This window comes from Sinorhizobium kostiense (assembly GCF_017874595.1).
GTDB classification, from domain to species: domain Bacteria; phylum Pseudomonadota; class Alphaproteobacteria; order Rhizobiales; family Rhizobiaceae; genus Sinorhizobium; species Sinorhizobium kostiense.
In genome coordinates this window covers 1,084,835-1,108,086 of the sequence record NZ_JAGILA010000001.1, presented here as the reverse complement: position 1 = coordinate 1,108,086, position 23,252 = coordinate 1,084,835, and the positions used below count along the sequence as shown (strand labels likewise).

Here is a 23,252-nt window from a genome sequence, read left to right as displayed (position 1 = left end):
TGGTTGCTTATTGCTTCACCGCGCCGGCGGTCAGTCCGCTGACGAGATATCGTTGAAGGTAGAAGATCACGATCACGGCGGGCGCGATGCCGACGAAGCTCGCCGCCATGAGCTCGTTCCAGACGACCTCCTGCCGGCCGAAATAGGCGTAGAGCCCGATCGGCAGCGGCATGTATTCGGTCTTCGAGTTGAAGGTCAGCGCGAAGATGAACTGCTGGGCATAGGAACCGATGAAGGTGGTGATCGCGACGACCGCGATGCCGGGCATCGCTATCGGCAGGATGACGCGGCACAGTGTGTAAATGTGGCTCGCACCATCGACGAGGGCGGCCTCGTCGAGTTCGCGCGGGATGCGCATCATATAGGTGCGCAAGAGCCAGATGGCCGAGGGAATGAGGAAGGCGACGCCCGGCACGATCATGGCGAAATAGGTGTTCAGCACGCCGAGGCTGCGCATCAGCCGGAAGAGCGGAATGAGCAGCACTGCGCCGGAAAACATGTTCACGGCAAGGAAGGCGGCAAGCAGTGCGGCGCTGCCGCGGAACTTGAACCGGGCAAAGGCATAGGCGGACGGCACGACGAGGAGGAGCACGACCACCGTGACGACCGTGGAGATCAAGAAGGAATTGAAGATGTAGCGGGCAAAGCCCGGCACGCTCACCCACATGGTGCGATAGGCCTCGAAGGAGCCGTTTTCCGGCCAAAACCGATAGGGCGAGGAAAACAGGAGGCTGAGCGGTTTCAACGAAACGAGGAAACCTTCGACGAACGGGGCGAGAATGAAGCTGAGGAAAAGGAAAATCCCCGCATAGATGCCGATGAGTTCGTACCAGCGATAGCGATTGATCATAGCCGGCTGGCTCATCGGTGCTCTCCCGAGGCAAGGCGATGGGTCACGCGGAAATAGGCGACGCAGAAGATCGACAGGAAGATGCAGATGAGCACGGCGCGGGCCGCCCCTTCCCCATATTTCTTCGAGCCGATTGCGGTGCGGTAGGTATCGATGATCATCGTCGTCGTATCGCCGTTGGGACCGCCTTGGGTCAGAATCCAGATGATGTCGAAGGAGTTGAAGGTGGCGATCAGCGACAGCATCGACATGGTGATCATCGCCGGTACGAGCAGCGGCAGGGTGATACGGCGGAAGCGGTAGAAACGTCCGGCGCCATCTGTCCAGGCGGCCTCATAGAGGTCCTGCGGGATAGCCTGCATCGAGGCGAGCATGTAAAGCGTCACCATCGGCACGCCGATCCAGACGTCGGTGATGATCGTTGCCCAGAAGGCGGTGGAGCCATGGGCAAGGAAGGCGACCGGCCCGTCGACCAGTCCCCAATTCTGCAGCATGCCGGAGATCATCCCGAACTGGCCGTTATACATCCAGCCCCACATGAAGATGCCGATTGCCATCGGCACGATCCAGGGCGGCATGGTGAGCACGCGGAAGAGCGCCCTGCCCGGCACCGCCGCGTTCAGCATCAGGGCGCCGAAGGTCCCGATGATCATCTTGATCGCCACGGAAAAGGTGGTCCAGACGAAGGTGCGGACAATCACCTCGGCGAAGGTGCCGTTGAAGATCTTTTCGTAGTTGGCGGTGCCGACCCAATTGGTCGTCTTCTTGAGCGAAGCGTTCGTGAAGGAGAGGACGAACGTGTCTACCAGCGGATAGGCAACTATCACGGTCACGTAAAGAACCGCCGGCAGCAGCAGGATCCAGGCGAAGATGACGGTGCTGCGCCGCACGCCCATGGCTACCCTCCCTCAGGCCGCTCGGGCATGCAATGCTTCGTCGAAGCGATCCCAGAGGGGTCTCAGGTCAACCACCGCCCGCTTCAGTCGCGCCTCATCCATCGACAGCGCCAATATGCCGGCCTCGAGCGCGTCGAGCGGCGAGACCGGAAGCGGGCCGCCATCCCTGACATGGGCGATGATCTCGGCTGCCATCTGCTCGTCCGCGCCGTAGTGCTGCGACAGCGCCGTCTCCTGGGCGTAGCGCTTACCGACGACCTTCTTGCCTGAAAGCGCCTCGTGCACGTCGAGATAACCGCGGATGAAATCGCCCTCCGCCATGCCGCGAGAGCCGATCACGCAGAAGCGGCGGAACTGGTCCGGCACATTGAGGTTCGTGTGGAAGTTCATCGCGACGCCGTTGGCATATTCGACGATCGCGACCTGATAGTCGATGATGTCGCCGTCGCTGTCGAACACCTTGTCGGCACCGAGCCAGCCACTCGGCTTGCGATGGAAGAGCTGCAGGTCGTTTACGCCTTCGCGGGTGGGGTCATTGGCGGGGACAAAGCTCTTGCGGCCGCCGAAGCTCGCCACGCGTTCGGGCCGGGCGCCGACGACGCCATTGTAGAGATCGAGATCGTGGCAGCATTTCTCGAGCATGAAGCTGCCGGCATAGCGCCCGTAGCGCCGCCAGTCGCGCATGAAGAATGCGCCATGATAGGGCTCGATATGCTCGGACGCCTCGATCGAGACGATCTCGCCGAGCGTTCCTGCCGTTTGAGCCGCGCGAAGATCCCGGTACATGGGAGCATAGCGGAGAACGAGGCCGACCATCAGCCGTTCGTGGCCGTGTTTCGCCAGCAGAGCCGCCAGTTCCAGGCTCTGCTCGACGGTGCTGACGATCGGTTTTTCGCAAAAAACCCTGAGGCCCGCCTCGACGCCGACGCGGATATGGTCGAGATGCATGTGGTTCGGCGACCCGATCATCAGAAGGTCGAGCTTTTCGTTGGCGATCAATTCCTCCGTGGTCGAGTAGCGCGTGCCGGCGGAGATTCCCTTTTCAGTCAGACTCGCAAGACCTGCGGGCGCCGGGTCGACATAGCCGGCGATCTCGAAGCCAGAGTCGATCGCCTTGAAGACATGACCCAGATATCCGAGACGGAATCCGAGTCCGATTATCCCGACCTTCATGCCGATGCCGTCCCCTGCTTCGTAATTTATTTTCGTAGACTGTGGCAGAAATTCTCATGCGTCAACCGAAATCCCAGCATTCTGGCAAAGTGTGAAATTCATTTTCACAATTGGACGTGCGGCGTTCGACGGCAATTATCGGTCGACCCTGCTGCGCATGAAGGATCCGCGCGCGAACTGGCTATTGGCGCAGGTCTCCTGTGGCCGCTTGCGCGTTATCAGACATGCGCGCGGCCTGCGAGCGACCGCTCCAACGCTTGAAGCGCGTCATGGATGAGCACGGCAAGGACGGCGACGATGAACCCGCCCTGAAGCACGAAGGCGAGGTTGTTCGACTGCAGGCCTGCAATGATCACCTCACCAAGCGTCTTTGCCGCGACGGTCGAGCCGATCGTCGCGGTCGAGAGGCTGATCACGACGGAGAGCCTAATTCCGGTGAGGATCACCGGCAGCGCCAGCGGAAGCTCGATCCTGAGTAGCCGCTGGCGCTCCGTCATGCCTGTGCCGCGTGCCGCCTCCATGACCGCAGGCGGCAAGCTCGTGAGGCCCGTCAGCGCATTCTCGAAGATCGGCAGCAGTCCGTAGAGAAAAAGTGCGATCAGCGTCGGATTCTCGCCGAAACCGTAGATCGGCACGGCCAGGGCCAGAACGGCCACCGGCGGGAAGGTCTGGCCGATATTGACGAGACTGCGCGATAGCGGCAGGAATTCCGCCCCCGCCTCGCGCGTGACGAGAATCGCCAGTGACACGGCCACGAAAGTGGCGGCGAGCGTCGCAACAAACACGGTTCTGAGATGCAGGACAGTCAGCCAGAAGAGGCTGCCGCGATTGTAGATCGCCGGCGCGTTTTCCTGAACCAGCGGCTTCAGCAATGGCTCGAACCAACCGGGCAGCAGCAGGAACACGAGCAGCAGCATCAGCGCTGTCAATCGGAGAATGGTTGCCAGTCGGAGGAAGCGAAAGGGGCTCGGCATCAGCGCGGTCTCGCGGCGCGCCTGATCAGGCTGTCGAGACTTAACCGGCCGACGATAGACCCGTCTGACGCGGCAACCGGCAGCGCCTCCCGCCCGGACCAGAGCAGTTCGGAGAGTGCCTCTCGTTGGCTGAGGTCCTCAGCTATTGGCGGGCCCTCCGCCGCGCCCGGCTCGACAGCGGCGCCAGCCCGCTCGATCGCCAGCAGACGGAACGGCCGTTCGCTAGCGCCGATCAGTTCCTCGACGAAAGGGGTGGCCGGACGCACCAGCATCTCCTCCGGGGTCGCATACTGCACGACCTCGCCCTTGTCCATGACGGCGATCTTGTTGGCGAGGCGAAACGCCTCTTCCATGTCGTGCGTCACGAGGATGATCGTCGTGCCGAAATGTTTCTGGATGGCGATCAGGTCCTCCTGTGCCTTGGCGCGGATGATCGGGTCGAGGGCGCCGAAGGGTTCGTCCATCAAGAGCAGGTTCGGTTCCGCCGCGAGCGCCCGTGCAACGCCGACCCGCTGCTGCTGGCCGCCGGAAAGCTCGTGCGGGTAACGCGCACCGAAGAAGTCCGGATCGAGTTGGAACAGCGTCAGCAATTCCTCGACTTTCGCCCTTATGCGCGAGCGGTCCCAGCCGAGCAGCGTCGGCACCGTGGCGATGTTCTCGGCGACGGTACGGTGCGGGAAAAGGCCGTGACCCTGGATCGCGTAGCCGATGCGGCGGCGCAATTCGAACTCCGGCACAGACCGATTGTCCTCGCCGTCGATCCGGATGATGCCGGAGGTCGGCTCGACCAGGCGGTTGACCATTCTGATGAGCGTCGTCTTGCCGGAACCCGACGTGCCGACGACAACGGTAACCGTATGCGGGGCGACCGCCATCGACACGTCGCGGACGACCGCGGTATCGCCGTAGCGCTTGGTGATGTGCTCGAACTCGATCATGGGGACCCGCCCGGGCTGCGTCCTGTTGCGGTGATCTCGATCACGGCATTGAGCGTGATGGCCACGACGAAAGCGAGGATGACGGTCGGCGCGGCCCCAAGCAATACGAGATCCATCGCGGTCTGGCCGATGCCCTGGAAGACGAAGACGCCGAAGCCGCCGCCGCCTATGAGGGCGGCAATCGTCGCCAAGCCGATATTCTGCACGAGCACGATGCGGATTCCGGCAAGAATGACCGGAAAAGCCAACGGGAACTCGACGGCAAACAGCCGTTGCCGGTCGGTCATGCCGATGCCGCGGGCAGCGTCATTGGCAGCCTGCGGTACGCCGGCAAGCCCGACGACGGTATTGGCGACCATGGGCAGCAGAGAATAGAGAAAGAGCGCAACGAAGGCCGGCGCAACGCCGATGCCACGCACGCCGATCGCCATCGCTCCGGGCACGTTGGCCGCGATCCAGCCGAGTGGGCCGATCAGGATACCGAAGAGGGCGATGGAAGGAATCGTCTGGATGGCGTTGAGCACGTTCAGAACAGCGTCGCGCAGACCATCGACGCGATGGCAGAGGATGCCGAGCGGCAGACCGACGAGCGCCGCCGCGGCAAGCGAGCCGAGCGCCAGTGTCAGATGGCGGCCCGCCTCCGCCCAGAACGTATCGGCGCGGCTTGCATATTCCTTCAGGATCGAGAGCCCGTCCCAGCGGCCGGTCGCCAGCAGCCCGCTCATGACCGCCAGCACGCCGGCAAGGAACAGGAGCCGAATGCCTGGTCCAGGGCTCATCCGCGTCAGCGCATCGGCGGCCAGCAGAGCAAATGCAAAGAAAAGGATCCAGAACCCTGAAGCGGGTGAAATTCGCGCGTAGGCATTATCGGCCGGCATCAGATGATCGGCGGCGATGCCGATGAGAAGAGAAAGCGCGACGAGCACCGCGGATGCCGCAAGCATGCGGAAAGCCGCCGATGTCTTGAAAAGCGCAATGGCGGCGCCCGCGCTCACCAGGGCAACGAGGCCATAGCCGAGCGACGGCGGCAGGGACTCGAGGATCGTCCTTGCTTCGCCCTGAACGATGCGGTTGGCTCGATAGGTCACAAAGGTAGCGAGAAAGGCGCCGTAGACCGCGAGAGCCGCCACGATCACGCCAAGCTTGTCGACAGGCAGCGACCCGCCTTCTTTTTCCCGGATGCTACCTACCGTCATGAAATGATCCGCGCGACGCCTGTTCAGCGGGCGTTATCCCATCCCGTTCTCGCCAACTTACTTCAAGAAGCCGTTTTTTTTCAAAAAGTCCTCGGCGACGGCCTTGGCCGGTTCTCCGCCCACCTGCACGCGGCCATTGAGTTCCTGGAGCGTCATCAGGTCGAGCTTTTCGAAGACCGGCTTCAGAAGCGTCTCGATTTCCGGATTCTCCTTGAGTGCCGCTTCGCGGATGATCGGTGTCGGCTGATAGACCGGCTGCACATTCTTGTCGTCTTCGAGAACGACGAGACCGGAAGGCGCGATGCCGCCGTCGGTGCCGTAGACCATTGCCGCATTGGCTCCGTTCGTCTGGTTGGCGGCAGCCGCAATGGTCGCAGCCGTATCGCCGCCCGAAAGCGTGATCAGTTGCTCCGGCTTCAGCGCGAAATCATAGGCCTTTTGGAATGCCGGCAGGGCGGCGGCCGAGTTCACGAATTCGGCGGAGGCCGCAAGCACGACCTTGCCGCCCCCCGTCACATATTTACCGAAATCGGACAGCGACTTGAGCTTGTTCTCGTCGGCAACCTCCTTGCGCAAGGCGATTGCCCAGGTGTTGTTGGCGGGCGACGGCGTCAGCCACACGATCTTGTTGGCGTCGTAATCGAGCTTCTTGGCAAGTTCATATCCTTTGGCCGCGTCCTTCCAGACGGGATCGTCGGCCTTTTCGAAGAAGAATGCGGCGTTGCCCGTATATTCCGGATAGATGTCGATCTCGCCGGCGGTGATCGCCTTGCGCACGACGGGCGTCGCGCCGAGTTGGACGCGATCCGTGGTTGCTATGTTGTTGGCATTGAGGACGGCGAGGATAATATTGCCAAGCACACCGCCCTCGGTGTCGATCTTCGAGGAAACCACGACGTCCGCCTCGGCGGCTGCAGCGGTAATCGCAAAGGCCAAGGCGGTACCGATTAGTGTCTTAACCACGGTCAGGCGCATGATTTTCTCCCTCGATTGACAGACCGCATTGTCGAAACCCGAATGCCCCGTTCGCGGCCGGACCATCCCATATATGGCACGGTTCGGCAAAACACAGATCGCCCCTCTCATCGATCCTGCGATTTAAAGGCGAAGGCCCGTAAATTTGCTTTCGAATTCGAAGTCGGTCACTCTTGCTCGGGGTCCACGTTAGCGCCGATCTTGGCCGCCCCGCAAGAAGCCGATTTTCTACAACACGCAGCCTGATCCGAGACGGCTGAAAGCCACATGCTTCCCTAGCAGCCGTCCACGGGTCCCTTGAGCTGCCAATGGAACGGTATCGTCATGAGCACGCATTTCGACGCAATCATCATCGGCGCCGGCCAGGCCGGACCATCTCTTGCCGGTCGACTGACGGAGGCGGGCAAATCCGTGGCGCTCGTCGAGCGCAAGCTTTTCGGCGGGACGTGCGTCAACACCGGCTGCACGCCGACCAAGGCGATGGTCGCAAGCGCCTATGCCATCCATACGGCCCGCCGCGGCGCGGAGTACGGTATGACGACCGGGCCCATTTCCGTGGATTTCGCCCGCGTCATGGCGCGCAAGGAGAAGATCCGGCTCGATTCCCGCACCGGCGTCGAGAATTGGCTCAAGGGCATGAACAACTGCACCGTCTTCGAAGGCCATGCACAATTCGAGAGCCCAAGGGAGATGCGCATCGGTGGCGAACGGATTTCCGGCGAGCAGATCTTTCTGAATGTCGGCGGCCGCGCGGCCGTCCCCGACCTGCCAGGCATCAATGATGTCCCTTATCTCACCAACAGCTCGATCATGGACATCGATCATCTGCCGCAACACCTCGTTATCGTCGGCGGCAGCTATATCGGGCTGGAATTCGCGCAGATGTTCCGCCGCTTCGGCTCCGAAGTCACCGTCATCGAGAAGAGCCCGCGCCTGATCGCCAGGGAAGATCCGGAGGTCTCCGACGCGATCCGCGAAATTCTCGAAAAGGAAGGCATCCATATCCGACTCGCCGCGGAATGCATTCACTTTGCGAAGCACGCGGACGGCATCGCTGCCGGCGTCGACTGTACTTCGGGCGAGCCGGAGATCGTCGGTTCCGACGCGCTGCTCGCAACGGGCCGAAAGCCCAATACCGACGACCTCGGCCTCGACAAGGCAGGCGTCAAGATCGATGAGCGCGGCTATATCGAGGTCGATGAGTGCCTGCGCACCAACGTGCCGCATATCTTCGCGATGGGCGACTGCAACGGCCGCGGCGTGTTCACCCACACCTCCTACAACGACTTCGAGATCGTCGCCGCCAACCTCCTCGACAATGATCCGCGCCGGGTCAGCGACCGGATCCAGACCTATGCGCTCTACATCGATCCGCCGCTCGGCCGCGCCGGCATGACGGAAACGGAGGCGCGCAAGAGCGGTCGCAAGCTGCTGATCGGCACGCGGCCGATGACACGGGTGGCGCGCGCGGTCGAGAAGGGCGAAACCGAAGGGTTCATGAAGGTGATCGTCGACGCCGACACGGAGGAAATCCTCGGCGCCGCCATCCTCGGGACGGGCGGCGACGAGGCGATCCAGAGCATCCTCGATATCATGTATGCGAAGAAGCCATATACGACGATCAGTCGGGCGATGCATATCCATCCGACGGTCACGGAGCTGATCCCGACCATGCTGGGGGCGATGTCGCCGGCGTAAGGCGGAACCTCCTGCATGTCTCCTCAAATCGACCTCGATTTAAGGACAAAGACATGCAGCGATCCAAAGTGCTACAGCGACTTTGCGCATCTGATGGACGCGCGCCGCTGGAGGTGCGACGGGTCGGAATCGATCACTCTCAGCCCGTGCGCCCGTGCCAGGGGTCAGGCCCCGGATCGCCTCCGGCGGCAGCCACGCCCAGCCGGTCGAGATAATGCGCCCAACCCTCCGCATGGCCGGCGCATTGGTCTTCATTGGGCAGGCCGGAGTGGGTCAGCCGTAACAAAGTTCCGTCCGGCTTTTCGATCAGGTCGATCTCGACCAGGCTCGACGCCGGCGGCACGATGTCGCTGTCGTCCCAGCCGAAGCTATATACCAGGCGATGCACGGGAACTACTTCGCGGAAAGACCCGCGGGCGCAACGGGCGCCGGTGACATTGACAAGATACAGGCCGCCGGGATGCGGCTCGACCTCAGCCTCCGTTCCCATCCAGCGCAGGATCTTGTCGGGATCGGTCAACAGGGCGAACACCGCGGCGGGCGGCGCCGCGATGTGCGTCTCACGGCGTACGACAAGGGTCTCTTGCATCGGCCTCCCCATGGTTTGCACGGCTTGCCCGGAGATAGAAAGAATTTGGACAGGCGCCGGATCGATCCGCTGCACGTCTCCCAGATCGCCTCGATTGGAGGAGAGATGCCGCGTCTCAAAGTAGTGCAGCGACTTTTGCGCATGTGCGGGACGCGCGGCGCTGTAGCGCGATAATAACCCACCAGAGCCGGTCGTGCCACCGCCGATGACAGGCGCGTGCCCATGGCGGTATGATCCGCCGCATGGACCTGCCCGCACCCCTCGCCTGGCTGTTGGACGAAGCCGTCGCCTCGCCGGATCCTGATCGTTTCCTCGCCGAGCTCGGTGGCCGGCTGTTGGCCGATGGACTTCCATTGGCCGGCGGCGCCCTCACACTTGCGGTGCCGCATCCGGTCATTGCTCGTCGGACCTGGCTTTGGCGAGCGGAGACCGCGGTGGTGATCGAGGCTCTGGGCTTTGCCGGCAGCCCGCCCGATCAGGCAGGACGCGACTGGCTGGCCGGGCTTGGGCCGGTGGAGGAGGATACCATCGGGAGAGTGCCGGACAGGCTGGTGCTCGGTTGGGCCGGGACCAGAACATTCAGTCCTATGGAGGTCGATCGGCTGCGCCAGGCGGCGCGCTTTGCGGCGGCCCCCTTGGCCGCCTTGGCCGAACGGGTGGCACTGGCAGCGCTGCTGGAGGCATATCTCGGCCGGCGCAGTGCAGCCCGGGTGCTGGGCGGCTCGCTCAGCCGGGGCGATGGAGAGGTTATCCGCGCCGCCCTGCTCTATGCCGATCTGCGCAACTTCACCGCCCTATCCGAGACCACGGATCCGGCTGCGATGATCGAGTTCCTCGACGCCTGGTTCGACCGCGTCGCGGGTGCGATCCACGCCTTCGGCGGCGAGGTGCTGAAGCTTATTGGCGACGGCGTGCTGGCAATCTTTCCGGTTACGAACACGCCGGCCGAAGCCTGCGAGGCGGCGCTGCGCGCAGTCGTCGCCGCACGCGCCGGGATGGCCCATCTTGATGCCCTGCGGCAGGAGCAGAACCTTCCGCCGCTCAATTTCGGCACGGCACTGCATCTCGGCGAAATATTGTGGGGCAATGTTGGCGCGGCCGATCGGCTGGACTTCACCGCGATCGGCCCCGCCGTCAACCTGGTCAGCCGGCTGGAGGGGCTGTGTCGGCCGCTCGGCAGGCCGGTGCTGATCTCCGGTGCGGTCGCCGCCGAAATCTCCACAACGCTGGTATCCCTTGGCGACCACGCGCTGCGCGGTATCTCGGCGCCTTGCGCCGTCTTCACTTTGCCGGATGCTTGAACGGCTCGCGCCGGCATGGTTTTCGCGCCGACGCGCTAAACAGTCTTGCGCCGCCTCAGATGGTCTTGCTGAACCACCGTAGCGACATGCAGGACAGTCCAGCATCGATCTTGCCGATCTCCGTCGTCTTCAGCGGCACGACGGCGTAGCCGGCCCTGTCGAGCATCTCGATCGTGCGGGGAAAATCGGAGCCGACCATGACGACGTCGTTGATGCGAAGTGCGTTGGCCGCGGGCTCCTCGCCTTCCGGGATGATCACCTGCCGGAACCTCTCAAACACGCCCGAACGCGCGAGACGATTTGTGCAAAGGATCGTCTCGTCATCAAGGAGCGAGCAATCGGTCTTGAAATGAAGCACGCCTTCCGGCGTCGCGACGATCTCGCTCCGGCGACCGAGCTTTTCCAGGCACAGTTGCAGTGCCTCGGCGCCCGCCCTGTCGGTGCGGGCCGAGAGGCCGATCATCACGGTTTCACCGGTCGTCAGCACGTCGCCGCCGTCCGCATATCCCACAGGCAGCTCCAACACCGTGTCGAACATCTCCCGCAGCGCCGGGGCGATTTCCTCCACCTCCCGCACGCGTGAGGCCGCACCGGGACGCAGCAGAATCGCGCCCTCCGTGAAGACAAGCGCCGGATCTTCGACGAAGATCGAGTCCGGAAAGGTCTCGAGCGGCGGCAGATTTCTTACCCTGACGCCGGCAGAGCGCATCGCCTCGACATAGGCATCATGTTCGCCCCTGACGCCCTCATAGGTCGGGCTGCCCCGGTCCTCCGCGCGCAAGCCGTTGACGACCGAGCGCGAAGGCGCGCGGACAATGACGTCGGTGAAATGATGGACGGAGCGTGGCTTCGACATTCCTTCGGCACCTGCGGTTCGGGTGGATTGGTTGGAGCGGTTCGCTCGAATCGAATAGGTGGAGCGTAGCCCAGGCGCAAAAAATGTGCAGCAGCCAAGCGGGCGCTGAAGCTCGGAGCTAGCCGTGGACCGTGCTTGCGAATTCCGGGCTGCCGCGCAGCGTGTTGCTGATGGTGCAGAGTTCGTTTTCCGCGGCATTCGCAATCGCGTGTCGAACGGTGTCGTCGATATCGCCTTTGATGACGAACTCGACGTCGAAACGCGCCACACGGCTCGGCTCGTCATGCGCCTTTTCGCCGGTGATCCTGGCGGATATCTCGACAACCCTGTCGAGCACACCGAAGCGGCTCGCGGCGAGCCTGGCGCTCAACACCAGACAGCCGGCAAGCGAGGCGTAAAGAAGGTCGAGCGGACCGAAGCCCGGCTGCGACGGGCTGGTGACGATGTCGAGCACGCCGCCCGACAGCGACGTCACATTGGGAAAGCCCGTCCGGCCGACAACGGCGATTGCACCCGTCGGACGCGTCTTCACTTTCAACTCGGCCATGCTCGGTTCCTCCGCTCGCATCCCGCGCTGATTTCCAGAATCGTGATCCCGGGCTTCGCCCCCTCGTTTCAATCCGGCTCCGGGGGGATGACGCCCTTGGTAAGAAGGAAACAGCCGTAAAATCGTGTCTCGCCGGTGGTGATGACGCAATAGGCTTTCTTCGCCTCTTCATAGAAGGCGAAACGCTCGATGCCGTACATCGGCGCCGGCTTGCCCTCGGCCCGGTCGACTTCAGCCTGCACCTCCCGTTGTACCGCCGGAATTTCGTCCGGTGCACCCATCACCTCCATGCGACCGACGGAAGGCTGCAGCGGCGTGTCGAGCGGCAGAACCGAGAGAACGGCCCTCATTGCCCTCGCGGCCGAGACGTTGTCGATGCGCAGCAATTTGCCGCGGGTCGTCCGGCGCGCGATGGCATCCGACGGAAAATTGGTGTCGGATATCACCAGCGTGTCGGCATGCCCCATCGAGCGGAGCGCATGCAGCACATCCGCGTTAAGGGCCGGGTCGATATTCTTGAGCATTCCTGTCCTCCTCCAGGGACCTTGGCGGCGTCAGGCCGCTTCCACAACGCCGCGCGTCTCATCGGACGCGCAAAGTCGCTGTAGCACTTTGAATCGATGCATGTCTCCCTAATCGAGATCGATCAAGGAGACATGCAGTAGCGCCCGCCGTCAACAGGCGTCTCCATCTCTCCACGCCTGCAGGTGATTACTATTCGCCATAGGGGATCCAGATATTCTTCACATCCACCGCCCGGCGCAGAAAGGCTTGCCCCTCGGCGGCGGACCGATCCATCCAGTCGATCGCCTTGCCATAATCGACGAAGGTGCGCTTCAGATTGCCGACTGACAGCTTCTCCACCAGCATGGATAGCTCCGGCGACCCGAAGGCCCAGAGGGCGTCGACATCGTTGTGGGCGGCGAGCGTCGTCGCAAGATCGATGGCCGAGCCGGTGACGATGTTGACGACCCCGGCCGGGACATCGGAGGTTTCGAGGACGGAGTAAAAATCGGTCGCGGCAAGTGGATGTGCTTCGCTCGGAACGGCGACGACGCGGTTGCCCACGGCGATCAGCGGCGCAACCAGGCTGACCAGTGCAAGCAGCGGCGCCTCGGGCGGGCAGATGACGCCGACGACGCCCTGCGGCTCCGGCATCGCGAGCGCCACGCCGCGCAAGGGCGGCTGGTGCACGCTACCCTCATATTTGTCCGCCCAGGCGCCATAGCTGAAAAGACGTGCGATCGAGGCTTCGACCTCCGCCTTGCCACTGGCGGCGGAAGCGCCCGTCATCGCGGCGATGCGGTCGGCGAATTCCGTCGCGCGAGCGCTCAGGTTCTCGGCAAGATAATAGAGGATCTGCGCGCGGTTGTGTGCCGTTGCCGAGGACCAGGCGGAGGCGGATCGCGCCGCCACGACGGCGTTGCGGATGTCCTTGCGATTGCCCTCGCCGACCTCGCCGATCACCTTGCCCTTCGGCGATAGCACGGGTCGCGAATAGTTTCCGTCCGGCCGTGCCTGTTTGCCGCCGATGAAGAGCTTGGCGGTGCGGTCGAGCGCCGGCATGGCGAAATCGCCCGCGGCCGGTTTCGCCGCCGGCCGGGGAGGCTCGGGGCGCAGCTTGCGGCCGAGCCAGGCCTTGGGCTTCAGATATTCATAGCAGCCTTCCCTGCCGCCTTCACGGCCGAAGCCGGACTCGCGTTTTCCGCCGAAGCCGCTCGATGCGTCGAAAAGATTGGTCGCATTGACCCAGACGACGCCGGCGGCAAGCTTCGCCGCGACATGCAGAGCCAGCCCGATTGTCTCGCTCCAGACGCTTGCGGCAAGCCCATAGCGGGAATGATTGGCGAGTTGGATCGCCTCTTCCGGAGTGCGGAAAGTCATGGAAACAGCGACTGGCCCGAAAATCTCCTCCGTCGCGACGATCGAGGTCGGCTGGACGTTTGTGAGGAGGCTCGGGGGATAGAAGCTGCCGCCCTTCGGAAGCTCGATCTTCGGCTGGTGCAACGCCGCACCTTCGGCGACGCCCTGTGCGATCAGGCCCTCGATGCGCTGCAACTGCACAGGAGCGACGATAGCGGCCATGTCGATGGCCTTGTCGAGCGGTTGCCCGACGCGCAGCGTCGCCATCCGCCGCTTCAACCGTTCATGGAAGAGCGGCGCAACGCCTTCGTGGACCAGAAGCCGCGAGCCCGCGCAACAGACCTGGCCCTGATTGAACCAGATCGCATCCACAACGCCCTCAACCGCGCCGTCGATGTCAGCGTCGTCGAAGACGATGAAGGGCGACTTGCCGCCGAGCTCCAAAGTCAGCGACTTGCCGCTGCCGGCGGTCTTCTCCCGGATCAGGCGCCCGACTTCCGTGGAGCCGGTGAAGGCGATCTTGTCGATATCCTCGTGCTCGACGATCAGCGCGCCCGTCTCGCCCTCGCCGGTAACGACGTTCAGCACACCCGGCGGAAGCCCGGCCGCACTCGCCAATTCAGCAAAGAGCAGCGCCGTCAGCGGCGTGAACTCCGCCGGCTTCAGAATGACCGCATTGCCGAGTGCCAGCGCCGGCGCCACCTTCCAGGCGAGCATCAGGAACGGAAAATTCCACGGGATCACCTGGCCGACGACGCCGACCGGCACTTGGTCGGCGAATTCCGTTTCCTGCAACTGCGCCCAGCCTGCATGGTGATAGAAATGGCGCGCAGCCAGCGGGATGTCGATGTCACGGGTTTCACGGATCGGCTTACCATTGTCGAGCGCTTCGACCACGGCTATCAGACGCGCATGGCGCTGGATCATCCGGGCAAGCGCGTAAAGGTGACGGGCACGGGCATGGCCGGGCAACTTGGCCCAGGGACCTTGCGCCTTGCGCGCGGCGGCCACGGCGGCGTTCACGTCCTCAGCTCCTCCGAGCGCCACCTTTGCGAGAAGTGTGCCGGTCGCCGGCTCGAAGCTGTCGAATGTCTTTCCCGACGCTGAAGCGACAAAGGTACCATTGATGAAGTGGCCGAATTTGCCGCTGTGGCGCGCAAGCCATTGGCGCGCCTCGGTGTCGGCTTCGGGTGCGGGACCATAGGACATTTCGTCGAAAAACCTGGCGACGCTCATCGCTTCATCCAATCGGGTGTCTGTGGAGGGCCGAATAGGCGCCGCTGGCGTGATGCTCGAGCTGGCGCTCGATGTCGGCGAGCAGGCTCGATGCGCCGATCCGGAAAAGGTCCTGCTCGAGCCACTCCCGCCCAAGCTCTTCCTTCATCAGGAACTGATAGTTCAGCACGTCCTTCGCCGCGGAAATGCCGCCGGCCGGCTTGTAGCCAACCTTGATACCCGTCCGCTCCTGATAGGCGCGGATCATCCTGAGCATGACGAGGGTCACGAGCAGCGTCGCATTGACACCCTCCTTGCCCGTCGAAGTCTTGATGAAGTCGGCGCCGGCCATCATTGAGACGAGCGAGGCACGGGCGACATTTCGGAGCGTCTTGAGATCACCGGTCGCCAGGATCGCCTTCACATGCGCATCGCCGCAGGCCTCGCGGAAATCGCGCATCTCGTCATAAAGCGCCTGCCAATTGCCGCTCAGCACATGCTCGCGGGTAATGACGATGTCGATTTCACGCGCGCCATCCGCAACCGACGCCTCGATTTCCCTGAGCTTGACGTCGTGCGGCACGAGCCCGGCCGGAAAACCGGTCGAAACCGCGGCAACGGGAATGCCGGAGCCCGCAAGCGCTTCGACGGCAGTCGAAACGAAGCGATGGTAGACGCAGACAGCACCGGTCGTGATGCCGCGATCGCCCATGCCGAGGGCATCAAGAATATCCTGGCGCACCGGCTGGCGCGCCTTGGCGCAGAGGCGCTTGACACGCTCGGTCGTGTCGTCGCCATTAAGGGTGGTCAGATCGATGCAAGTCACCGCCTTCAGGAGCCAGGCGGCCTGCGCATCCTTCTTGACCGTTCGCCGGCCCGGCAGCGTCGCCACGCGCCGCTCCGCAGCCGAAAGATTGATTCGCTGGTCCAGCACCCAGGCAAGGTCAAGGTCGATCCCGTGATTGCGCGGCCAATTGTGCCCCGCACCGGCGGGAGCGGGAACCGCAGTTCTCTGAGCAAGCTCCTCCAAGCGACTACTCCTCGGGCTTTGTTCCATCGCCGGCACCCACTCGCCGTGGTCGGCTGTTTGTGATATTTCTATCTTTTGTTATAATTCCATCACCATTCGACCGAGTCAAGCGACGGCTAGACCAACCTGGCGGCCAGCATACCTCAGATCCCCCGGATCGTAGATTCCCCTTCTTCCGTGATCATGGACCGGAAGGCGCTCATCCGCGCGAAGAAGGCAGGCTTCAGCTTGCCGATCTTGCTCCTGTCCACCACCAGGTAGTTTTCGCGAGCCATCGATATGACCTTCTGCTTGATTGGCACCTCATGAAAATGCTCGCAGCTCGCGCCGCGCGCGAGGTCGACGCCTGCCGCGGAGAGGAAAGCGACGTTGATGCCGAGCTGATCCAGCGTCTCCAGCCCGGCATCGCCGGAAAAGGAAGCCGAGGACGGATGGTAGACACCGCCCAGGAGTATCAGCCGCACGTTTCGCCTGCGCGCCAGCTGCTGGGCTGTGTTCAGCGCGTAACATACTGCTGTGACCGGATAATTTTCCGGAACGAGGTCGACGAGATATTCGAGCGTCGTGCCGCAATCGATGAAGATCGTCTCGTCCGGGCGGATGTAGTTCGCCGCGTGCGCGGAAGCTTCCCGCTTTGCTGCGGCATGGCTGTCGGCGGCGCGCGCAAGCTCGTAGGGCGCGTCGCCGTCAATGTCGGCGGCCGGGACGATGTGACCTCCGAGATAGCCGAACAGAGCGGGATTGTCAGCAATGTCGCGGCGGACGGTCATCTCCGACACACCGAGAAGCGCGGCCGCATCCTTCAAATGCAACACCCGCCGCGCCGAAAGCGCGTCCGCCAAAGTTGTGATCCGAGTTGCCTTGCGGTTGGCCATGGTCCTTCCGGAGCAGCGACTTGCCGGGTTTGTTAACTTTTGTGAGAAATATCACAAAGCAGGTCCCGCAAGCAAGGCACGTCGACCTCCGTAGCGCCTGAACCTCACAGACCAAAGGCGTCCTTGAGATTGCTGCTCTTGGTCGCCGGACGAAGATCGAGGTCCGCTTCGATATGATCGATATGTTCGAGCATCAACTCACAAGCCGTGTCGACGTCGTTTCTCTCCAGCGCGTCGACGATCCGCTGGTGCTCGCTATGGCCGCAACTCGAAACCACCGACTGGCCGTAAAGCGCTATGACGAGAGAGGAGCGGGCGACGAGTTCGTCCATGAAGCGTTTGAGGATGGCATTTCCGGTCATTTCTGCTATCGCCAGATGCACGTCGCCGGAGGCCTTGATCTCGGCACGCCGGGCGGAGGCGCCGCGCTCGCGGGTCAGCCGCTCCTCGTCCGCGAGCAACAGCCGCAACCGTTTGATCTCGGGCTTGCCGATGTGTCGCGCCGCCTCGCGCAGGACGACCGGTTCGAGCAGCCGCCGGGTCGCAAAGATCTGCCGCGCCTCGGCTATCGAGGGATGGGCGACGAAGGCGCCGCGGTTCTTTTCGACGTTGACGAGCCCCTCGTAGGAAAGCGCCTGCAGTGCGGCTCGCACCAGAGTGCGGCTGACGTTGAACAGGCCACCGACGTCGTTCTCGGAGAGCTTGGTGCCCGGGGCCAGCCGGCGCTCGACGATCGCATCGCGGATCGCGTCCCGGATATGCTGGGCGTCGATGTCGTTGGCGGGGTCCGCCGAAACTGGATTGGTGGAAGTCATAAGCCTTGCGAATCCAAAGGGAGCGAACATTCGAGCGCTCGACCGTAGCGCGTGCCGCAGCAGAAGTTAACTGCCACTTGCAACCAATTCAATCACTAGATTGTATACGATAATAGGCATGTTCCTGAGACAAACGCCTATATTTTGTGCAAACAATCCCACCTGCCCCATCGACCGGCCGAGCATACGGTTCAGATCTCTGGAAAAACAGCCCTTTAGCAAACTGGCACGCTTGATGCTTCTTCTCCGTTGCAAGGAGAACACCAAACCATGCCCAAGGCAGCAGAGATCGACATCGCTTCCGTTTCCAAGGTGTACGGCACGTCGACGGCGGTCGACACCATCAGCCTGAAAATTCCCGCGGGAAGCTACTGCTGCTTTCTCGGACCTTCCGGCTGCGGCAAGACCTCGACGCTGCGCATGATCGCCGGCCATGAAGGCATCACCGCCGGCGATATCCGCCTCGGCGGCACCATCGTTACCGACTTCCCGCCCGCCAGGCGCGGCACAGCGATGATGTTCCAGTCCTATGCGCTGTTTCCGCATCTCGACCTCGTCGACAATGTCGCCTTCAGCCTGAAGATGAAGGGCGTCGCAAGAGACGAGCGCCGCGCCAAGGCGCTCGAGATGCTGACGCTGATGCAAATGGAGGCCTATGCGGCGCGACGCCCCTCGCAACTTTCCGGCGGTCAGCAGCAGCGCGTGGCACTCGCCCGTGCGCTCATCACCAACCCGGAAGCGCTGCTCCTCGACGAGCCGCTCTCCGCCCTCGATCCCTTCCTGAAGATCCGCATGCGAGCGGAGCTCAAAAAGCTGCAGAAGTCTCTCGGCATCACCTTCGTGCATGTGACGCATAGCCAGGAAGAGGCGATGGCGCTCGCCGACCTGATCGTCGTCATGAACAACGGCCGCATCGAGCAGGCGGCCGCCCCGCGCACCGTCTTCGAAAAGCCCGCCACCGCCTTTGTCGCCCGCTTCATGGGCGACCACAATGTGATCTCTGGGCGCGTGACATCGATCGAGGACGGCATCGTCTCGGTGACGGTGCCGCAAGGCCACACGTTCAAGGTTCGCGACATCGCGGAGATCGGAAAACCGATCGACATTGGCATCCGCACCGATCGCGTGCGCCTCGAGCGGACTTCGGACAAGTCGCTCGGCTTTGAAGGCATCGTCTCGAATATCGAGTACCGCGGCGCTTCGGTGAAGATCGCCGTCATCGGCGCCGGCAGCGAGGACTTCACCGTCGTCATTTCCGATGGCGATTATTTCAGGAAACCGGTGGCGACCGGCGACGCGGTGTCTTTGAGTTGGGCCTTGGAGGACGTGATCCCCCTCGGCCTCGTATCAGCCTGATGCGGGGACAAGAAAGCGGCGAATTAACGCCCGATCCCGCCCTATCCAAACCATGCACCAGCAAAAAGGGGAACGAAAGCATGACGACTGAAACCAAGACTTCGACGCCCGCCAAGGGCATTTCACGCCGCTCGCTGTTGAAAACCGGCGCCGCCGCGGTCGGCGCAATCGCCGGCTCGGGCGCCATTACCGGCTTCCCGACGATCTGGGCGCACAACCCGATCACGCTGCGCCAGTTCGGCACCGGCGTCTCGAACATCAATGCGATCGCCGAGAAGTGCAAGGAAGACCTCGGCATCACGCTGGAGATGACTGCAACAGACTCCGACGCCGCTGCACAGCGCGCCGTCACCCAGCCGGACTCCTACGACATCGCCGATATCGAATACTGGATCGCCAAGAAGGTCTTTCCGAGCGGCGTCATGCAGCCGATGGATGTCTCGAAGATCAAGTATTACGACAAGATCGTGCCGCTCTTCATCGACGGCAAGCTGAAGCCGGAGAGCGTCATCGCGCAAGGCACCGCGCCGCACACGGTCGGCTTCGTCGAGGCGCAGGATTCGAAAACCTTCGCCAAGGCGCCGACGCAGTGGATGACGCTGATCCCGACCATCTACAACGCCGACACCCTCGGCATCCGTCCGGACCTCGTCGGACGCGAGATCACCAGCTGGGCCGACATCATGGACCCGGCCTTCAAGGGCAAGACGGCGATCCTCAACATCCCATCGATCGGCATCATGGATGCCGCGATGATCATGGAAGCCATGGGCAACCTCAAATATGCCGACAAGGGCAACATGACGAAGGAAGAGATCGACCAGACCATCGACTTCCTGATCAAGGCCAAGCAGGACGGCCAGTTCCGCGCCTTCTGGAAGTCCTTCGACGAAAGCGTCAACCTGATGGCATCCGGCGAGGTGGTCATCCAGTCGATGTGGTCGCCGGCCGTCGCCGCCGTTCGTTCGAAGGGCATCGCCTGCAAATACCAGCCTCTCAAAGAGGGCTACCGTGCCTGGGGCGGCGGTCTCGGCCTGGCAGCCCACCTCCAGGGCGCACAGCTCGATGCCGCTTATGAATATATCAACTGGTATCTCTCGGGCTGGGTCGGCGCCTACCTCAACCGCCAGGGCTACTATTCGGCCGCCATGGAAACAGCCAAGGCCCACATGTCCGAGGACGAATGGGGCTTCTGGGTCGAAGGCAAGCCCGCCAAGGGCGACATCCTCTCGCCGGAAGGCAAGGTCATGGAAAAGGCCGGCGCCGTCCGCGATGGCGGCTCCTTCGAGGAACGCATGGGCAAGGTCGCCTGCTGGAACTCGGTGATGGACGAGGACCGCTACATGGTCCGCCGCTGGAACGAGTTCATCGCGGCGTAAGGCTGCTCCACCGCATTCCCCTCCCCAAGCCTCCCACAAAAGGGGAGAAGTTCGGTGAGGGTGCGGCACGAAAGCTCCCTCCCCTTGCGGGAGGGTTGGGGAGGGGTCTTTCGGCTCCTCCTCCACCACAGAGGTTTCCGCAATCTCCCGGAAGGACGGCAGATGGCAATGATCGCTTCCACAGAACCGAATGAGAGGATCGGGCGAGGGCGAAGCCGCGGTCTTCGGCTGCCGTTTGCCGCCATATGCTATCTCCAGGCCACGCCTCTCCTGCTGATCCTTGGTTTCTTCTTCATCCTGCCGATCCTGATGATCATCGTCGTCAGCTTCTGGGATTACGACTTCGCCGGCCTCTATCCCGATTTCTTGACGATGAACTACACCGACACGCTCGGCTCCTGGGTCACCTGGAAGACCTATCTCAATACGCTTAAGTTTACCGTGCTCACCTGGGCGCTGACGCTCGTGATCGGCTTCGGGGTCGCCTATTTCCTTGCTTTCCACATCCGCACGACGACGATGCAGATGGTGCTCTTCCTCGTCTGCACCGTCCCCTTCCTCACCTCGAATATCGTCCGGATGATCTCCTGGATTCCGGTTCTCGGCCGCAACGGCCTCGTCAATTCGGCGCTGATCAAGCTTGGCATCGTCCCCGAGCCGATCGAGTGGCTGCTCTATTCCGATTTCGCGGTCGTGCTCGCCCTGGTGCACCTCAACACGCTGTTCATGGTAACGCCGATATTCAATACGTTGATGCGCATCGACCGCTCGCTGATCGAGGCGGCGCGCGACTGCGGCGCGTCCGACTGGCAGGTGCTCTGGAACGTGATCCTGCCGCTCGCAAAACCCGGCATGGCCATCGGTTCGATCTTTGTGGTGACTTTGGTGATGGCGGATTTCTCGACCGTGCAGGTCATGTCCGGCGGCCAGAGCGCATCGGTCGCGCTGATGATGAAGAACCAGATGTCGCTGCTGCAATATCCCGCCGCCGCCGCCAACGCCGTCGTGCTGCTGTTCGTGGTCCTGTTGATGGTGGCCGCCATCCTCCGGGTCGTCGATATCCGGAAGGAACTCTGACATGACCCGCGAGACACGATCCAAGGAATTCCACATTCTCGCAGCTTTTTTCGCGCTGTTCGTCCTCTTTCTGTACGGCCCGCTCTCAGCCATCCTCATCCTGTCTTTCCAGGGGCCGGATGGAGGCCTCACCTTCCCGCTGAACGGCGTATCGCTGCATTGGTTCTACAATCTCTTCGAGAAGCAGGCGGTCGGAGATTTCGGTGCCTCGTTCCGACGTTCCTTCGCGCTCGGGCTGATGGTGATGGTGGCGAATGTCGTCGTGGCGCTGCTCGCGGGGCTCGCCTTCCGAAATCGCTTCCGCGGTTCCACCGCGCTGTTCTACCTGACCGTCGCGAGCCTCGTCGTGCCTTCGATCATCATCTCGCTCGGTATCGGCGTCGTCTTCCAGCAGTTGGGGCTGAAGCCCGCCTGGCATTCCTCGGGCTTCGGCGCGCATCTGACCTGGACGCTGCCCTTCGGCGTGCTGATCATGTTCGCCGTCTTCAACCGCTTCTCGCCTGCCTATGAGGAGGCGGCGCGCGATCTCGGTGCCACGCCCTGGCAAACCTTCCGCCATGTGGTGCTGCCAATGATCGCCCCCAGCCTCATCGGCGTCGGCCTCTTCGGCTTCACCCTCTCCTATGACGAGTTCGCCCGCACGCTGATGACCTCCGGCACCTACAACACGCTGCCGCTCGAAATCTACGCCATGACCACCAATGTGACGACGCCGGTGCTATACGCGCTCGGCACGGTCACGACGCTCTTCTCCTTCACAATCATCCTCGTCGCGCTCGCGATCATCCTCGTGCTCCGGCGCCGGCAAGCAAAGACAAGCTGACAATCGATGCGCATTCTAATCGTCAACCCCAATACCACCGTCTCGATGACCGAAAAGGCAGCAGAGGCTGCGCGAGCAGTGGCCGGGCACGGCACCGAAATCATCGCCGCCACCTCGAAGAGCGGGCCGGCATCGATCGAGGGACACTATGACGGGGCGGTCGCGGTACCCGGCCTGCTCATGGAAATCCGCGACGGCGAGGCCGCGGGTGCGGATGCCGCCGTCATCGCCTGCTTCGACGATACGGGGCTGGAGGCCGCCCGGGCGCTGGCTGATATTCCGGTCGTCGGGCTTTGCGAAACCGCGGTGATGACCGCGGCCCTTGTCGCCCAGCGCTTCACCGTCGTCACGACGCTCGAACGCTCCCGTATTCTCATCGAGAACCTGGTCCGGCATTACGGCATGGGCGCGCGGGCGAAAGTCCGCGCCGCCGATATTCCGGTCCTGGAACTGGAGGACGAAGGCTCCGGCGCGCTCCACAAGCTCATGCGCGAGATAGAGCGCGCACTCCAGGACGACGGCGCTGAGGCGATCGTGCTCGGCTGCGCCGGCATGGCCGATCTCGCCCGGTCGCTTCAACGGGAATACGGCGTGCCGGTGATCGACGGCGTGGCGGCGGCGGTCAAACAAGCCGAGGCGCTGGTCGCGCAGGGACTTCGGACCAGCAAGCGCAGCTCCTATGCCGCACCGCTTCCGAAAATCTATACCGGGGCAATGAGCGCCTTCGCGCCGAGACCCTCATGACCTTCCGCCGACCAGTGCCTATGGTTGCAACAGTGGCATTGTTTAATGCTCGGTTGACAATGCTTGGGGAAGGTTGGAAGAG

The 23,252-nt window shown here is 62.8% G+C and carries 22 protein-coding genes; 7 read left to right on the top strand and 15 right to left on the bottom strand.

Annotated features, from left to right (window positions below; genetic code table 11):
- Positions 1-7 precede the first annotated feature (7 nt).
- From J2Z31_RS04960 to osmF, 7 genes are all read right to left on the bottom strand, one after another.
- On the bottom strand, positions 8-865 hold the full coding sequence (locus J2Z31_RS04960) for a carbohydrate ABC transporter permease (protein WP_209600747.1): 858 nt from the start codon (positions 863-865) through the stop codon (positions 8-10).
- Positions 862-1,746: a carbohydrate ABC transporter permease gene (locus J2Z31_RS04955; RefSeq protein ID WP_209600746.1), complete on the bottom strand. Its 885-nt coding sequence runs from the start codon at positions 1,744-1,746 to the stop codon at positions 862-864. Before J2Z31_RS04955 ends, J2Z31_RS04960 begins: the two co-directional genes overlap by 4 nt.
- 12 nt (positions 1,747-1,758) lie before the next feature.
- Positions 1,759-2,919, bottom strand: a complete 1,161-nt coding sequence (locus J2Z31_RS04950) for a Gfo/Idh/MocA family protein (protein WP_209600745.1) — start codon at positions 2,917-2,919, stop codon at positions 1,759-1,761.
- A 218-nt stretch (positions 2,920-3,137) separates the two neighbouring features.
- Positions 3,138-3,893 (bottom strand): ABC transporter permease, encoded by a 756-nt coding sequence (locus J2Z31_RS04945; protein ID WP_209600744.1) that lies wholly within the window; start codon positions 3,891-3,893, stop codon positions 3,138-3,140.
- Positions 3,893-4,831 (bottom strand): ABC transporter ATP-binding protein, encoded by a 939-nt coding sequence (locus J2Z31_RS04940; protein ID WP_209600743.1) that lies wholly within the window; start codon positions 4,829-4,831, stop codon positions 3,893-3,895. The genes J2Z31_RS04945 and J2Z31_RS04940 overlap by 1 nt, the downstream gene beginning before the upstream one ends.
- On the bottom strand, positions 4,828-6,027 hold the full coding sequence (locus tag J2Z31_RS04935) for an ABC transporter permease (protein ID WP_209600742.1): 1,200 nt from the start codon (positions 6,025-6,027) through the stop codon (positions 4,828-4,830). Before J2Z31_RS04935 ends, J2Z31_RS04940 begins: the two co-directional genes overlap by 4 nt.
- Positions 6,028-6,084: 57 nt before the next feature.
- A complete protein-coding gene (gene osmF / locus J2Z31_RS04930; protein WP_209600741.1) occupies positions 6,085-7,002 on the bottom strand; it encodes a glycine betaine ABC transporter substrate-binding protein OsmF in 918 nt (305 codons plus the stop codon).
- Positions 7,003-7,326: 324 nt separating this feature from the next.
- On the opposite strand from osmF, the gene J2Z31_RS04925 reads away from it, so the two are divergent.
- Positions 7,327-8,700, top strand: coding sequence for an FAD-containing oxidoreductase (locus J2Z31_RS04925; protein WP_209600740.1), 1,374 nt, complete (start codon positions 7,327-7,329; stop codon positions 8,698-8,700).
- A gap of 139 nt (positions 8,701-8,839) precedes the next feature.
- On the opposite strand, the gene J2Z31_RS04920 is transcribed toward J2Z31_RS04925, so the two are convergent.
- Complete coding sequence (locus J2Z31_RS04920; RefSeq protein ID WP_209600739.1) at positions 8,840-9,289, bottom strand: SRPBCC family protein; 450 nt, start codon at positions 9,287-9,289, stop codon at positions 8,840-8,842.
- Positions 9,290-9,531: 242 nt separating this feature from the next.
- On the opposite strand from J2Z31_RS04920, the gene J2Z31_RS04915 reads away from it, so the two are divergent.
- Positions 9,532-10,590, top strand: a complete 1,059-nt coding sequence (locus J2Z31_RS04915) for an adenylate/guanylate cyclase domain-containing protein (protein WP_209600738.1) — start codon at positions 9,532-9,534, stop codon at positions 10,588-10,590.
- A gap of 55 nt (positions 10,591-10,645) precedes the next feature.
- On the opposite strand, the gene J2Z31_RS04910 is transcribed toward J2Z31_RS04915, so the two are convergent.
- From J2Z31_RS04910 to J2Z31_RS04880, 7 genes are all read right to left on the bottom strand, one after another.
- Complete coding sequence (locus J2Z31_RS04910) at positions 10,646-11,446, bottom strand: dimethylarginine dimethylaminohydrolase family protein (RefSeq protein ID WP_209600737.1); 801 nt, start codon at positions 11,444-11,446, stop codon at positions 10,646-10,648.
- Between the two features lie 118 nt (positions 11,447-11,564).
- Positions 11,565-11,993, bottom strand: coding sequence for an OsmC family protein (locus tag J2Z31_RS04905; RefSeq protein WP_209600736.1), 429 nt, complete (start codon positions 11,991-11,993; stop codon positions 11,565-11,567).
- 68 nt (positions 11,994-12,061) lie between these two features.
- On the bottom strand, positions 12,062-12,517 hold the full coding sequence (locus J2Z31_RS04900; protein ID WP_209600735.1) for an RbsD/FucU family protein: 456 nt from the start codon (positions 12,515-12,517) through the stop codon (positions 12,062-12,064).
- Between the two features lie 190 nt (positions 12,518-12,707).
- Positions 12,708-15,092 (bottom strand): aldehyde dehydrogenase family protein, encoded by a 2,385-nt coding sequence (locus tag J2Z31_RS04895; RefSeq protein ID WP_209600734.1) that lies wholly within the window; start codon positions 15,090-15,092, stop codon positions 12,708-12,710.
- A gap of 4 nt (positions 15,093-15,096) precedes the next feature.
- Positions 15,097-16,101: a deoxyribose-phosphate aldolase gene (deoC, locus tag J2Z31_RS04890; protein WP_209600733.1), complete on the bottom strand. Its 1,005-nt coding sequence runs from the start codon at positions 16,099-16,101 to the stop codon at positions 15,097-15,099.
- A 143-nt stretch (positions 16,102-16,244) separates the two neighbouring features.
- Entirely contained in the window at positions 16,245-16,976 is a 732-nt protein-coding gene (locus J2Z31_RS04885; RefSeq protein ID WP_209600732.1) for a DeoR family transcriptional regulator, read from the bottom strand.
- 104 nt (positions 16,977-17,080) lie between these two features.
- Entirely contained in the window at positions 17,081-17,791 is a 711-nt protein-coding gene (locus J2Z31_RS04880; RefSeq protein WP_209600731.1) for a GntR family transcriptional regulator, read from the bottom strand.
- A gap of 270 nt (positions 17,792-18,061) precedes the next feature.
- On the opposite strand from J2Z31_RS04880, the gene J2Z31_RS04875 reads away from it, so the two are divergent.
- The 5 genes from J2Z31_RS04875 (at position 18,062) to J2Z31_RS04855 (ending at position 23,170) form a co-directional block, all read left to right on the top strand.
- Positions 18,062-19,147, top strand: coding sequence for an ABC transporter ATP-binding protein (locus J2Z31_RS04875; RefSeq protein WP_209600730.1), 1,086 nt, complete (start codon positions 18,062-18,064; stop codon positions 19,145-19,147).
- Positions 19,148-19,227: 80 nt separating this feature from the next.
- Positions 19,228-20,526 carry an ABC transporter substrate-binding protein gene (locus tag J2Z31_RS04870; protein ID WP_209600729.1) on the top strand — a complete coding sequence of 433 codons (1,299 nt, stop codon included), beginning with the start codon at positions 19,228-19,230 and terminating at the stop codon, positions 20,524-20,526.
- A gap of 162 nt (positions 20,527-20,688) precedes the next feature.
- The gene (locus J2Z31_RS04865) at positions 20,689-21,603 is read left to right on the top strand and encodes an ABC transporter permease (RefSeq protein WP_209600728.1); all 915 of its coding nucleotides are present in this window, start codon (positions 20,689-20,691) and stop codon (positions 21,601-21,603) included.
- A 1-nt stretch (position 21,604) separates the two neighbouring features.
- Positions 21,605-22,426, top strand: coding sequence for an ABC transporter permease (locus J2Z31_RS04860; RefSeq protein ID WP_209600727.1), 822 nt, complete (start codon positions 21,605-21,607; stop codon positions 22,424-22,426).
- Positions 22,427-22,432: 6 nt separating this feature from the next.
- Complete coding sequence (locus J2Z31_RS04855; RefSeq protein ID WP_209600726.1) at positions 22,433-23,170, top strand: aspartate/glutamate racemase family protein; 738 nt, start codon at positions 22,433-22,435, stop codon at positions 23,168-23,170.
- The last annotated feature ends 82 nt before the right edge of the window (positions 23,171-23,252 follow it).